At 68.6% G+C, this 13364-nt stretch carries 10 protein-coding genes; 8 read left to right on the plus strand and 2 right to left on the minus strand.

All coding sequences use genetic code 11. The annotated features are described in order from the left end of the window. Positions 1-91 precede the first annotated feature (91 nt). The 5 genes from J8847_RS15885 to J8847_RS24190 all read left to right on the plus strand — a co-directional run bounded on the left by J8847_RS15885 (position 92) and on the right by J8847_RS24190 (position 6163). Positions 92-1000, plus strand: a complete 909-nt coding sequence (locus J8847_RS15885) for a LysR family transcriptional regulator (protein WP_211525688.1) — start codon at positions 92-94, stop codon at positions 998-1000. A gap of 153 nt (positions 1001-1153) precedes the next feature. Beyond that, positions 1154-2761, plus strand: coding sequence for an ABC-F family ATP-binding cassette domain-containing protein (locus J8847_RS15890; protein WP_211525689.1), 1608 nt, complete (start codon positions 1154-1156; stop codon positions 2759-2761). A 32-nt stretch (positions 2762-2793) separates the two neighbouring features. Beyond that, positions 2794-3831, plus strand: coding sequence for a lipopolysaccharide heptosyltransferase II (waaF, locus tag J8847_RS15895; RefSeq protein WP_211525690.1), 1038 nt, complete (start codon positions 2794-2796; stop codon positions 3829-3831). An 11-nt stretch (positions 3832-3842) separates the two neighbouring features. Beyond that, on the plus strand, positions 3843-4856 hold the full coding sequence (gene rfaD / locus J8847_RS15900) for an ADP-glyceromanno-heptose 6-epimerase (protein ID WP_211525691.1): 1014 nt from the start codon (positions 3843-3845) through the stop codon (positions 4854-4856). 164 nt (positions 4857-5020) lie between these two features. Beyond that, complete coding sequence (locus J8847_RS24190; RefSeq protein WP_211525692.1) at positions 5021-6163, plus strand: HAMP domain-containing sensor histidine kinase; 1143 nt, start codon at positions 5021-5023, stop codon at positions 6161-6163. On the opposite strand, the gene J8847_RS15910 is transcribed toward J8847_RS24190, so the two are convergent. Beyond that, positions 6160-6567 carry a putative quinol monooxygenase gene (locus J8847_RS15910; protein WP_211525693.1) on the minus strand — a complete coding sequence of 136 codons (408 nt, stop codon included), beginning with the start codon at positions 6565-6567 and terminating at the stop codon, positions 6160-6162. The two genes, J8847_RS24190 and J8847_RS15910, sit on opposite strands and share 4 nt — an antisense overlap. Before the next feature lie 128 nt (positions 6568-6695). Here J8847_RS15910 and J8847_RS15915 point away from each other — a divergent pair, with 128 nt between their 5' ends. Next, on the plus strand, positions 6696-8327 hold the full coding sequence (locus J8847_RS15915; protein ID WP_211525694.1) for a M28 family peptidase: 1632 nt from the start codon (positions 6696-6698) through the stop codon (positions 8325-8327). Here the strand turns inward: J8847_RS15915 and J8847_RS24195 are convergent. Beyond that, a complete protein-coding gene (locus J8847_RS24195; RefSeq protein WP_229429733.1) occupies positions 8317-9786 on the minus strand; it encodes an ATP-binding protein in 1470 nt (489 codons plus the stop codon). The genes J8847_RS15915 and J8847_RS24195 overlap by 11 nt on opposite strands. Before the next feature lie 1380 nt (positions 9787-11166). Here J8847_RS24195 and J8847_RS15925 point away from each other — a divergent pair. Further along, a complete protein-coding gene (locus tag J8847_RS15925) occupies positions 11167-11646 on the plus strand; it encodes a chemotaxis protein CheW (RefSeq protein ID WP_211525695.1) in 480 nt (159 codons plus the stop codon). Positions 11647-11667: 21 nt separating this feature from the next. After that, the gene (locus tag J8847_RS15930) at positions 11668-13344 is read left to right on the plus strand and encodes a methyl-accepting chemotaxis protein (protein ID WP_211525696.1); all 1677 of its coding nucleotides are present in this window, start codon (positions 11668-11670) and stop codon (positions 13342-13344) included. Positions 13345-13364 lie beyond the last annotated feature (20 nt).

Here is a 13364-nt window from a genome sequence, read left to right on the forward strand (position 1 = left end):
GTGGGTTGATGGAAGAAGTGTAGATTCTCCATATGCGTAGATAAATCCGGTTTCGATGGAATGACTATCCATCAATCTGTACAATCGGTGCATGGACCAATTACTCGCGCTCAAGACCTTCGTGCGTATTGCCGAGGCCGGCAACTTCTCCAAGGCTGCCGACCAGCTGAACCTTCCGCGCTCGACGGCCAGCAAGATCATCCAGGATCTCGAAGAGCACCTGGGCACCAAGCTGATCCACCGCACCACGCGCCGCATCACGGTCACGCCGGAAGGCGCGCAATACTACGAGCGCGCGCTCAAGCTGGTGGCCGAGCTGGAAGACATGGACGCCGAGGCGCGCCGCAGCCGCGCCCAGCCCAAGGGGCGGCTGCGGGTGGACGTCGGCTCGGTGCTGGCCAACCTGATCCTGATTCCGGCGCTGCCGGCCTTCCGCGAGCGCTATCCCGACATCGAGCTGTTCCTGGGCGTGAGCGACCGTCCGGCCGACATGGTGGGCGAGGGCATCGACTGCGTGATCCGTGGCGGCGCGCTGCCCGACACCTCGCTGGTCGCGCGCAAGCTGTGCGAGCTGGAGATGCTGGTCTGCGCCCACCGCGCGTATGCGCAAGGGCGCGGCCTGCCAACGCATCCGGGCGAGCTGGAATCCGGTCACGCGCTGGTAAGCTACTTCTCTTCGCTCACCGGCAAGCCCTTCCCGCTGGTGTTCACCCGCGGCGGGGAGAGCATCGAGGTCCAGGGCGGCGCCCACATGGCCGTCAACGAAAGCACGGCCCTGGTCGGGGCCTTGGTCGCGGGCCTGGGCATCGGCCAGTGTTTCGAATTCTCGGTGCGGCATCAGCTCGACAGCGGGGAACTGGTACGGGTACTGCCCGAGTGGCGCCAGCCGCGCCATCCGCTCTACATCATGTATCCGCCCAACCGCCACCTGCACGGCAAGGCGCGCGTGTTCGTCGACTGGGCGGTCGAGGTCTTCGCCGCCTACGACGTCCGTCCCTGATCCGGTTGGCGCGGCCGCCGCGCTCTGCTAACATCGCATCCATTCCATCCAGGAGGTACTCGTCCAATGCGCCATTGATGCCGCCGTCAGTTGACGGCCCGTTCTTCGCCTTCCCGCTCGCGCAGGGAAGTTCGCCGGCATCCTGGAGCATCCATGACGACTACCGTACTCGCGCTCGACCGCGCATCCTTCGTCCTGCCCGACGGCAGGAACCTGTTTTCCGATCTCACCGAACAATTCGACACCCGCCGCACCGGCCTGGTCGGGCGCAACGGCGCCGGCAAGAGCGTGCTGGCGCGCCTGCTCGCGGGCGAACTGGAACCGGCGGCGGGACGCTGCCTGCGTCCGGGCTCCGTCTACTACCTGGCCCAGCACGCGGGGCAGGGCGGCGCGCGCACTGTGGCCGAACTGGCCGGCGCCGGCCCGGTGCTGGCGGCGCTGGAACGCATCGAGGCCGGCAGCCTGGAGCCCGGCGACTTCGAGGCGGTGGGAGAGGGCTGGGACATCCGCCAGCGCCTGGCGCAGGAACTGAAGCGCGCCGGCCTGGGCCATCTTGCACCAAGCACGCCGGTGGCCTCGCTGAGCGGCGGCCAGGCGATGCGGGTGGCGCTGGCCGGCGCCGCCCTGCGCGACCCGGATGTCCTGATCCTGGATGAACCCAGCAACCACCTCGACCGGGCGGGCCGGCAGGCGCTCGCCACACAGCTGCTGGCATGGCGCAAGGGCCTGATCGTGATCAGCCACGACCGCGAACTGCTGGGCATCATGGAGCGCATCGTCGAGCTGTCCGAGCAGGGTTTGCGCAGCTACGGCGGCGACTACGCCTTCTACGAAGCCGTCCGGCGCCAGGAACAGGACAGCGCCGCGCGCCAGCTCGAACACGCGCGCCTGGCCCTGCGGCGCGACGAGCAGGAGCGGCGCGAGCAGCGCGAGCGCCAGGCGCGCCGCCAGGCCCAGGGCAAGCGCGAAGGCAAGACGGCCAACCAGGCCGCCATCCTGCTGGGCGGACGCAAGGAGCGCAGCGAAGGCAGCACCGGCCGGCTGCGCGTGCAGCACGAGGCCGCGCGCGAGGAGGGGGCGCGGGCGCTGCGCGAGGCCGCCCTGCAGCTGCGCGAGGACGCGGCGGTGCGCATCCATGCGGCGGGCGGCGCGGCGCCCGCCCAGCGCCGCGTGGCCCTGCTGGAGGACGTGGTGCTGCCGTTCGCACGCGCGCCCCTGGACCGCGTCAGCCTGGGCGTGACGGGCCGCCAGCGCATCGGCATCGAAGGCCCGAACGGCTGCGGCAAGTCGACCCTGCTGAAGGTGCTGGGCGGCGTGCTCGCCCCGCTGGCCGGTGAAGTCAGCCTGCCGGCGCGCGTGGCCTGGCTCGACCAGCAGCTCGGCATCCTCGCTCCGGCGCGTTCGACCCTGGACCAGCTGCTGGAGCGCAAGCGCAGTGTAGGGGAGGACATGCTGCGCACCTGGCTGGTCCAGCTGGGACTGGACGCCGACGCCATGCGCCGTCCGTCCGGCCTGCTCAGCGGCGGCGAGCGCCTGAAGGCGGCCCTGGCCTGCGTGCTGTACGCGGACGAGCCGCCGGAACTGCTGCTGCTCGACGAACCGGGCAACCACCTCGACCTGCCTTCGCTGGCCGCGCTGGAAGCGATGCTGAACGCCTACCAGGGCGCGCTGGCGGTGGTGTCGCACGATGCCGTCTTCCTGGAGCGCATTGGACTGACGCAGCGCCTGCGGGCCGCGCCGGATGGCTGGCGATTGCTATAATCCGGGGTTACGAATTCCCACGAAGAACGACGATGTTGCGCACCCTTGTCATTTCCCCCAACTGGATCGGCGACGCCGTGATGGCGCAGCCCCTGCTGCGCCGGCTGAAAGAGCTGCATCCGGACCGGCCCATCGACGTGCTGGCGCCCACCTGGGTGGCGCCGGTATGGCAGGCCATGCGCGAAGTCGACTCGGTGCTCGAGGCGCCGTTCAAGCACGGCAAGCTCCAGCTCGGCGAGCGCCGCGCCTTTGCCGGGATGCTGAAGGCGCGCGGCTATGCCGATTCCTACGTGCTGCCCAACACCCTGAAATTCGCCCTGATCCCGTGGCTGGCCGGCATCCCGAAGCGGGTCGGCTACAAGGGCGAGATGCGCTACGGCCTGGTGAATGTCATGCACCACGACGACAAGGCCGCGCCGCGTCCCATGGCCCAGTTCTACGCCGCGCTGGCGGACGAGCCGGTGCGCCACCTGCCGCGCCCTGACAAGCTGCCCGAGCCCGTGATGTGGGTCGACGGCGCCCAGGCCGAAGCCGCGCTGGCGCGCCTGAACCTGCCGGCGGGTCCCTACGTCGCCTTCGCGCCGGGCGCCGAATTCGGCCCGGCCAAGCGCTGGCCGTCCGCCTATTTCGCCGAGCTGGCCCAGACCATCCGCGCCAAGCGCCCTGACGTCGGCATCCTGCTGATGGGTTCTCCGAAAGACCGCGCGGTGTGCGAGGAGATCACGGCCGTGGTGCCGGAGGCGCACAACCTGGCCGGCTCCACCTCGCTGAGCGAAGCGATCGCCCTGATCTCGCGCGCGGCCGCGGTGGTGACCAACGACTCGGGCCTGATGCACATCGGCGCCGCGCTGCGCCGCCCGGTGGTGGCGATCTACGGCCCGACCGACCCGCGCCACACGCCGCCGCTGTCCGAGCTGGCCAAGGTGCTGTGGCTGCACATCGAATGCTCGCCCTGCCAGCAGCGCGAGTGCCCGCTGGGGCACCAGAACTGCATGAAGCAGATCCCGCCGGCCGCCGTGTGGCAGCCTTTGCAACCCATGCTCGCCGGCGCGGGCGTCACGACTACTTAAAAGGACCCACCATGATTCTGGTTACAGGCGCAGCAGGCTTCATCGGCGCGAACCTGGTGCACGCATTGTCGGCACGCCAGCCGTTTTCCGTCTTCGGCGTCGACAACATGTCGCGCCCGGAGAAGTTCCACAACATCGTCGACGCCGAGATCGCGGACTACCTCGACAAGGAAGACTTCATCGCGCGCCTGCGGTCCGGCCAGTTCGACCGCAAGTTCACCGCCGTGCTGCACCAGGGCGCCTGCTCCAACACCATGGAGACCGACGGCCGCTACATGATGGCGAACAACTACGAGTACACCATCGAGCTGTTCGAGTTCTGCCAGCGCCAGAACATCCCCTTCATCTACGCCTCGTCGGCGGCGGTGTACGGCGGCGGCACGGTGTTCAAGGAAGAGCGCCCGCACGAGCGCCCGCTGAACGTCTACGGCTATTCCAAGTTCCTGTTCGACCAGTACGTGCGCCGCCACTGGCTGGGCCGCAGCCGCGGCAAGGACACCGGCCCGCAGGTGGTGGGCCTGCGCTACTTCAACGTCTACGGCCCGCTGGAAGGCCACAAGGGCACGATGGCCTCGGTGCCTTTCCACCAGTTCCACCAGTTTCAGAAAGAGGGCAAGGTCAAGCTGTTCGGCGCCAACGAAGGCTACGAGGCGGGCACCCAGATGCGCGACTTCATCTTCATCGAGGACGTGGTCAAGGTGAACCTGTTCTTCCTGGACCACCCGGAACAGCGCGGCATCTTCAACCTGGGCACCGGCCGCGCGCAGCCCTTCAACGACCTGGCGGTGGCCACCGTCAACGCGCTCGCCAACGAGGGCGGGGCGCCCATGTCGCTCGAACAGATCGTGGAGAAGGGGCTGCTGGAGTACCTGCCGTTCCCGGACAAGCTCAAAGGGAAGTACCAGAGCTTCACCCAGGCCGACATTTCCGCGCTGCGCGAGGCGGGGTATGCGGAGACCTTCACCGACGTGGCGGGCGGGGTGGCGAAGTATATGGAGTGGTTGAAGGGGCAGCCGGTGCGCTGATCTTCGTGGAGGGCCGCCTGAGGGCGGCTTTTTTTTCGCCTTCTCCCCACAAATAGTTGCATCCCAGCATTCCACCCTCAAGCCCAGTCACGCGCCGTGCGCGCACTCCCTCGTGTAGACTCTGCTCACCTTCGTTGTTCATTTTTTAACTAAGGAAGCACTGCGTGAATGCCAACCTGACCGGACACCTGTCGCCTGACCAGGAAGACCTGTCTCCCTCCACCCGTGCCATGCTGTCCCTGCGCGCCCAGGTGATGGAACAATGGATGGCGAACGTGCGCAAGACCGTGCTGCAGGCGCGCTCCCTGGCGGTGCCGATCCTGGAGAACACGCTGCCGGCCTACTACGACACCCTGGCCGCGCTGCTCACGCCGGGCTATTCGGCGCGCGCCCACAACGACCTGGGCGCGGTGGCCAGCGAGCACGGAGGCGAGCGCGCCCGCATGACGGTCTACGACGCCACCGCCCTGATCCACGAGCTGCAGATCTTCCGCGATACCCTGTTCGCGGCGCTGGAGCAGGCCGGCGTGGCGCTGACCCAGGACGAGCGCGCCAACCTGGTGGCCAGCATCGACGCCACCATCCGCGAAAGCGCCAATTCCTTCGCCGTGGTGCAGGCCGCGCTGCGCGAGCAGTACGTGGCCGCGGTCGCGCACGACCTGCGCACGCCGCTCTCGACCGCGCAAATGGCGGCCCAGATGATCGAACATACCTCGAACGACGAGACGGTCAAGCGCTACGCGGACAAGATCGTCGCCAGCACCCAGCGCATCGATGTCATGACGCGCGAGCTGCTGGACCGGATCTCGTTCTGCAAGACCGGCCCCTTCACGCTGGACATCTCCCACGTCGACATGGCCGACGTGGCGCGCGAAGTGGCGCAATACGCCCAGAATTTTCATGCAGTGGAACTGGAGCTCGAAGTCGAACCGGTCACGGGCTGGTGGTCCCGTGAAGCAATGCAGCGCGCCATCGAGAACCTGGTCAACAACGCGATCAAGTACGGCTCGAACGCGCCGATCCGCCTGGCCGTCACCACCACCACGGAACGCGTGCAGGTGCTGGTGCACAACCAGGGCAAGCCGATCGCGCCCGAAGACAGCGAAAGCATCTTCCAGCTGTTCCGGCGCGCCGGCAACCAGGAAGCGGGCGAAGGCTGGGGCGTCGGCCTGCCTTACGTGCGGCGCGTGGCCGAAGCCCACGGCGGCAGCGTCCTGATGTCCAGTTCCGAGGAAGAGGGCACCAGCTTCGTCATCGACGTCCCCACCGACGCGCGCCCCTTCGCAGGCGCGCCGACGGCCGCCTAGGCTGTCGATTTACCCATCAGTCCCTGGCCGCCGACCGGCTCGGTCTCGAAGCGCTCGCCGAAGCCCGCGATCAGCGGCCGCCCCTTGGCGATCGCCTGCTGCACCGAATGCAGCGAGAGCGAAGCCTTATGGTTTTCGCGGCTGTCCCAGGTCTCGGTGATCCACAGCGCATCCGCGTCGGCCAGGTCCTTGGCGACGACATAGCTCAGGCAGCCCGGCATGGCGGCCGTGCCTTCGAGGAGGATGGCGATGAGCGCGTCGCGCTGGCCCGGCTGGGCGCGCATTTTTCCGATCAATCCGTACATGCGAGGCGTGTCCTTGGTGGCGGGAGCGGCCAGGGCGGCTGGCGCCGCCAGCGGCAGGGCGGCCAGTGCGGCCACCGCGGTGCGTCGGGAAACAGCCATGGCGCGTCCTTGTGGAAAGGTGAAGGTGAAGGTGGAGTATAGGACGCGGCGCACGCGTGGCCAAGCGCTTTCGCGAACATATGCATGCTGGAGTAAGATGCATTTTTTCGAACCCTTGCGAATCCGCGATGCGACTTTCTTCCCTTGCCCTGGCCGCCGGCGCCGCCGCCCTGTCCAATTCCCTTCACGCCCAGCAGGCCGCTCCCGCGATCTCCGAGACGGCGCTGCGCGCCCACCTGTCCTTCCTGGCCGACGACCTGCTGGAAGGCCGCGGCACCGGCCAGCGCGGCGGCGACCTCACGGTGCGCTACCTCGAGACCCAGGCGGCCCTGATAGGCCTACAACCGATCCAGGGGGACGGCTACCGCCAGCCGGTCAGGATCGAGGGCACCCGGCTGCTGCCGGGCAGCAGCGTGAGCTTCGAGGCCGGCGGCAAGCGCATCAGCCCGGAGATCGGCAAGGGCATCGTGTTCGGCACCGCCAGCGGCAAGACCGCGCTGGCCTTCGACGCGCCGCTGGTCTTCGTCGGCTACGGCGTCACGGCCGGGGAAGAGCAGTGGAACGACTACAAGGGCCAGGACATGAAGGGCAAGATCCTGGTCATGATGGTCAACGACCCGCAGCCCACCAGCGAGGAACCGAACCGCTTCGCCGGCAAGGCCTACACCTGGTACGGCCGCTGGCTGTACAAGTTCGAGGAAGCGGTGCGCCAGGGCGCGGCCGGCGCGCTCCTGATCCACACCCTGCCGTCGTCCTCCTATCCGTGGAGCGTGCCGGCCAACGGCTTCTCGCACGAGCGCTTCCACCTGGCCGGCGCCGGCAATCCCGTCGAAGGCTGGCTGCACGAGGATACCGCGCGCGCGCTGTTCGCGGCGGCCGGCCACGACCTCGACCAGCTGCGCGCGCAAGCCGAAAGGCGCGACTTCCGCCCGGTGGACCTGAAGATCGGCGCCCACGTCGAGCTCAAGTCGGCGATCCGCCAGGTCGAGCAGTTCAACGTGGTCGGTATCGTGCCCGGCACCGACCCCAGGCTGAAGGAACAGGCGGTGGTGTATTCCTCGCACTGGGACCACCTGGGCATGGACGAAGGTCCCGCCGCCGAACGCAAGAAAGACCGCATCTACAACGGCGCCATCGACAACGCCTCGGGTACGGCGGCGCTGCTGGCGATGGCCACCGAGGCGGTGAAGAAGCCCACCCGACGCACCCAGGTCTTCCTGTGGCCGGCGGCGGAAGAGCAGGGCCTGCTGGGCAGCGCCGCCTACGTCAGGAATCCGGTAGTGCCGCTGGCGCGCACCGCCGCCGACCTGAACCTGGACAGCCTGAACTTCGTCGGCCGCACCAGGGACATCGGCGTGCCCGGCGCCGAACGCAGCAGCCTGTACGACACGGCGAAGGCGGTGGCGCGGAAGATGGGCCTGAAGCTGGCGCCGACCATTCCCGACCTGTCCGGCGCCTACTTCCGCGCCGACCACTTCAACTTCGCCAAGGCCGGCGTGCCGGCCTTTAATGTCGGCTCGGCCGTGTTCTCGGGCGACGGCCACTTCGAGTTCGAGCACGGCCAGGATACGTCCAGCCAGAAGATGGTGGGCTTCAAGCAGCACTACCACCAGATCAGCGACGAATACCGCCCGGACTGGGACTTGTCGGGCATGGTGCAGCAGGCCCAGTTCACGCTCAACCTCGGCTACGCCGTGGCCAACGCGCCGGCCATGCCTACGTGGAAGAAGGGCGACAGCTTCGGTCAAGTCAAACGCTGACCGTGCGGGCCGCGGCCTGCTCCAGGATGCGGCCCAGGTTCGCCATGTCGACCGGCTTGACCAGGTGATGGTCGAAGCCGGCCGCCGCGCTGGCGCGCCGGTCCTGGTCCTGGCCGTAGCCGGTGACGGCGACCAGGATCGCGCCGCGCGTCCTCGGGTCCGCGCGCAGGCTGCGCGCCAGCTCGTGGCCGTCGATGTCGGGCAGGCCGATGTCGAGCAGGCAGACTTCCGGGCCGAAGCCGGGCGCCAGCTCGAGGGCGCGCGGCGAGGCATTCTCGGCCAGCACCTCGTGGCCGTTGGCGGCCACGTACATGGACAGCACCTCGGCCGCGTCCTGGTTGTCGTCCACCACCATCACCCTGAGCCGGCGCGCCTCGGCGGCGGCGCCGGCATCCGCGCCCGCGTCCGGTCCCTGGGCGCCGCGTTCGGCGCAGCGCGGCAGGGTGACCGTGAAACTGCTCCCCAGCCCCGCGCCGGCGCTCTCCACCGCCACCGTTCCGCCATGCAGCTGCACCAGGCTGCGCACCAGGGCCAGGCCGATGCCCAGTCCGCCCAAGGCGCGGTCCGGCGTGCGCTCGCCCTGCACGAACATGTCGAAGGCGCGTTCCAGCTCGGGCGGCGACATGCCGATCCCGTTGTCGCTCACGCGCAGCCGGACGGATTCAGGATCGGCGCTCAGCGCGGCCTCGATGCGTCCGCCGTCGGCGGTGAACTTGACGGCGTTGTGCAGCAGGTTGCCCGCCACCTGCACCAGGCGCTTGCGGTCGCCCAGCACCCAGGCCGGCTCGGGCAGCAGCCGGACTTCGAGCCGGTGGCCCTTGCGGCGCACGGCTTCCTGCACCTGCTCGGCGGCGTCGGCCACGACCTCGTTGATGTCGAGGCGCTGCTTGGCGATGGTCACCAGGCCGCGCGTGACGCGCGAGACGTCGAGCAGGTCGTCCACCAGCCCGGCCATGTGGCGCGCCTGGCGCGCGATGATCTCGCTGATCTGCTTGATGCGCGCGGCTTCCAGCCGTCCCTGGCCGAGCAGCTGGGCGCCGGAGGCGATCGGCGCCAGCGGGTTGCGCAGCTCGTGCGCCAGCATGGCCAGGAATTCGTTCTTGCGGGTGTCCGCCTGGCGCAGCGCCTGCTCGGCCTTGACCCGCTCGGTGATGTCCTGCAGGGTGCCGCGCAATGCGCTCACGCGGCCATCGGGCGCGGCGATGCTGTCGGCGCGCCAGTCGATCCAGATGTGCCGGCCGTCGGCGTGGTTGACCTCGAGTTCGAGCCGCCCGCTGCCTCCCTTGCGTTCGAGCTCGCGGCGCAGGCCGTCCATGCGCTGCCACGATGCCTCGGGCAGCAGGGAGCCGCGCAGCCGGGGGAAGGGCGGCACCGGGCGTCCGAAGATGGCCGGCACCGAATCGGAGGTCTCGATGCTGTCGTCGGCCAGGTTCCAGTGCCAGGTGCCGAAGCGCGCCAACAGGTGCGATTCGCGCAGCTCCTCTCCTTGGCCGCCAGCGCCTGGGCGCGCTCGGCCAGCAGGCGCGAGGCGGTGCCGATCGATTCGGCCACTTCGGCGGCTTCCCTGACATAGGCTTCGCGGAAGGGCGGGGCCGGCTCGCCCCGGCCGAGGGCGACCGCGCCCTCGTGCAGGCCGCGCACCGAGCGCGCCAGGCGGCCGCCGATCTGCCAGGCCAGCCACAAGCCGATGGCGAACAAGAGCGCCAGGCCGGTGAGCAGCACCGCCAGCGGCTGCAGCAGCGACTGGATCAGGGCGGCGCGCGGCACCCCGACCGCCACGCCCCAGCCGGTCAGCTCCGAGCGCGAATAAAAGGTGAGCACGTCCACGCCTTCCTGGGTGGTGGCGCCGAACACGCCTTCGCGCGAGCGCTGGATGGTCTTGAACAGGCTTTCGGTCACGCGCCTGCCGATGAAAACGTCGGCATTCACGTTGCGCCCGAAGATCACGCCGGCGGCGTCGAAGATCGAGGCGACCGAGCCCTCCGGCACCGACTTGGGCGTCAATACGTCGTCGAAGTAGTCCGGGCGCAGGCCGATGCTCAGCACGTAGGCGATCTCGCCGCGCACCAGCACCGGCACGTCCACGCTCACCGTCGGGCGGCGCCGCACGGCGCCGGTGAATACGTTCGCCACCGAGGGCCTGCCGGTCGAGAACACCTTGTCGATCTGCGGCGAATGGTCGAGCGGCAGCGCGGCGCCGAAGTCGACCGCGGTGTTCATGACCTGCTGGCCGCGCCGGTCGCGCAGGACCGCGTTCATGCTGGCGCCGGTGAGCGACAGGGCCTCGCGCGCCTGACGGTGCACGCGTGCGAAGTCCTCCCGCTCGAGGGCTTCGGCGGTCGACAGGGGCTGGGCGATGGCCTGGCCGCGCAGCAGCTTGCTCTCGACGGTATGGACCAGGGCGCGCACCGTCTGCATGGTGTTCTTTTCGAACTGGGCGCGCGCCTTTTGGTACTGGTGGACGAACAGCAGCGAGGCCCCGACGATCCCCGGCAGCAGGGTGGCCAGCACCAGCCACAGCAGGTAGGCCCGCAGCGGTCTGCGGATGGTCGACACATCGTCACCGTTCACATTGTTTTCCGGGGTGGGCTGGACAGCGGAATTCTACGTGCAATCCGACAAGACGCCGATTTCAGTACGCGCCACTTGCATGGACGGCCCCAGGTGCGCCTGCACCTGGGGCGCGCGGACGCTCATCCGTTGCAGGCGCGCCATAGCGCGCAGCCCGAACGTGAAATATTTTCCCGAAATTGTGATTTCTCCATCGAATTTGCGCCCGCTTGGCCGTAATGTATCTTGCTGAGTAGCAAGACTTAACATTGACGCATCTGGAGCCCACATGGAATCGGTAAAGACGGCGGAAGAACAGGAAGTCCTGTCGTTCCGCCTTGCAAAAGAAGAATACGCAATCAGCATCCTCAAGGTGCAGGAGATCCGCGGCTATGACGCGCCGACCCGGCTGGCCAGCGCGCCGGCCTACCTCAAGGGCATCATCAACCTGCGCGGCGCGATCGTGCCGATCGTCGACATGCGCATCAAGTTCGGCCTGGGCGAGCCGGTGTACGACTCGTTCACGGTGGTGATCATCCTGAACATCGCGCAGCATGTGATCGGGATGGTGGTCGACAGCGTCTCGGACGTGGTCACGCTGGCGAGCGACCAGATCCGCCCGGCCCCCGACATGGGCGCCAGCGTCGAGACCAACTGCCTGCTCGGCCTGGGCACGGTGGGCGAGCGCATGCTGATCCTGCTCGACATCGACAAGCTGATGCAGTCCGACGAACTGGGGCTGGTAGCGTCGCTGCCGCACGCCGCCTGAAGCCACGGAGGAAACAAGAACATGAAACTCGCCAACCTCAAGATCGGCAAGCGCCTGGCGCTGGGCTTTGGCATCGTCTGCGCCATGCTGGTGCTGATGGTCGCACTGAGCAATGCCATGCTGGCGCGCGTCAACGCCGGCACCGACGAAATCGTCAACGGGCGCATGCCGAAGATCGAAATGACCGGCCAGATGCAGGCCGACATCAACGACATCGCCATCGCGATCCGCAACATGATGCTGACCGACGACCCGGCCGACCGCCAGAAGCTGGCCGAGGAAGTCATCGAGCACCGCCGCAGCATGAATGCGATCCTCGCTGAGCTGGACAAGTCGCTCGTGAGCGCGCGCGGCAAGGAACTGCTGGCGCAGATGAAGCAGGAAACCGCCGGTTACGTGAGCGGCCAGGACAAGCTGATCCGCCTGATCAATCTCGACGAGCTGGACGCCGCGCGCTCGCTGCTCAAGAGCGAGCTGCGCCCGCTGCTGGTGCGCCTGAAGAAGGCCACCGCCGAGCAGAGCGCGCTGCAGAAGCAGATCGCCATGGACGCCGCCGCCGAGGCGGCCCGCACCTACCGCAGCACCAGCATCCTGATGTGGGGCCTGGGCTTTGGCGCGCTGGCGCTGGCCGCGGCAGTGGCCTGGTCGATCACGCGCTCGATCACGCGTCCGGTGGCCAAGGCGCTGGAGGTGGCGAACACCGTCGCCGCCGGCGACCTGACCAGCCGCATCGAGGTCGACACCCGCGACGAGATGGGCCAGCTGCTGCAGGCGCTCAAGGCCATGAACGAGAACCTGGCGCGCACCGTGGGCGTGGTCCGCACCGGCACCGACACCATCGCGGTGGCCGCGGCCCAGGTGGCGGCGGGCAGCCAGGACCTGTCTTCGCGCACCGAGCAGCAGGCTGGCGCGCTGGAGGAGACCGCGTCTTCGATGGAAGAGCTGACCTCGACCGTCAGGCAAAACGCCGACAACGCGCGCCAGGCCAACGTGCTGGCCGAAGCGGCGGCTAACGTCGCCGCGCGCGGCGGCCAGGTGATCGGCCAGGTAGTCGGCACCATGGGCGAGATCAACGACTCGGCCAACAAGATCAACGACATCATCGGCGTCATCGACGGCATCGCCTTCCAGACCAATATCCTGGCCTTGAATGCGGCGGTGGAAGCGGCGCGCGCCGGCGAGCAGGGCCGCGGCTTCGCGGTGGTGGCGGGCGAGGTGCGCAACCTGGCGCAGCGCTCGGCCAACGCGGCCAAGGAGATCAAGGCCCTGATCGGCGCGTCGACCGACAAGGTGGCCAGCGGCAGCAAGCTGGTGGCCGAAGCCGGCGCGACGATGCAGGAGATCGTGGACAGCGTGCGCCGCGTGACCGACATCATGGCCGAGATTTCGAGCGCCAGCATGGAGCAGACCTCGGGCATCGAGCAGATCAACCAGGCGGTGGTGCAGATGGACGAGACCACGCAGCAGAACGCGGCCCTGGTGGAGGAGGCGGCGGCCGCGTCGAGCCAGATGCAGGAGCAGGCCGCGATACTGGCCAAGGCGGTGGCCGTGTTCCAGATCGGCGCGGCCCAGGCGGCGCCGGTCGCGGCTCAGGTGAAGACGCCGGCGCTGCCGAAGCCTGCTGCGGCGCCTGTGCCTGCGCGTGCGCCGGCGAAGGCCAGGGCAAGCGCCACCGCCGGGGACTGGGAAGAGTTCTGATCCAGGCGTCCGGCGAGGAC

The organism is Massilia sp. AB1, from assembly GCF_018119385.1.
Classification (GTDB): Bacteria; Pseudomonadota; Gammaproteobacteria; order Burkholderiales; family Burkholderiaceae_D; genus Telluria.

Excerpts from the sequence above, each read along its gene's own strand:
- J8847_RS15890 (WP_211525689.1), top strand. The coding sequence starts at position 1,154 with ATGACGACTACCGTACTCGCGCTCGACCGCGCATCCTTCGTCCTGCCC.
- J8847_RS15930 (WP_211525696.1), top strand. The coding sequence starts at position 11,668 with ATGAAACTCGCCAACCTCAAGATCGGCAAGCGCCTGGCGCTGGGCTTT.
- waaF (WP_211525690.1), top strand. The coding sequence starts at position 2,794 with ATGTTGCGCACCCTTGTCATTTCCCCCAACTGGATCGGCGACGCCGTG.
- J8847_RS15910 (WP_211525693.1), bottom strand. The coding sequence starts at position 6,567 with ATGGCTGTTTCCCGACGCACCGCGGTGGCCGCACTGGCCGCCCTGCCG.
- J8847_RS15885 (WP_211525688.1), top strand. The coding sequence starts at position 92 with ATGGACCAATTACTCGCGCTCAAGACCTTCGTGCGTATTGCCGAGGCC.
- rfaD (WP_211525691.1), top strand. The coding sequence starts at position 3,843 with ATGATTCTGGTTACAGGCGCAGCAGGCTTCATCGGCGCGAACCTGGTG.
- J8847_RS15925 (WP_211525695.1), top strand. The coding sequence starts at position 11,167 with ATGGAATCGGTAAAGACGGCGGAAGAACAGGAAGTCCTGTCGTTCCGC.
- J8847_RS15915 (WP_211525694.1), top strand. The coding sequence starts at position 6,696 with ATGCGACTTTCTTCCCTTGCCCTGGCCGCCGGCGCCGCCGCCCTGTCC.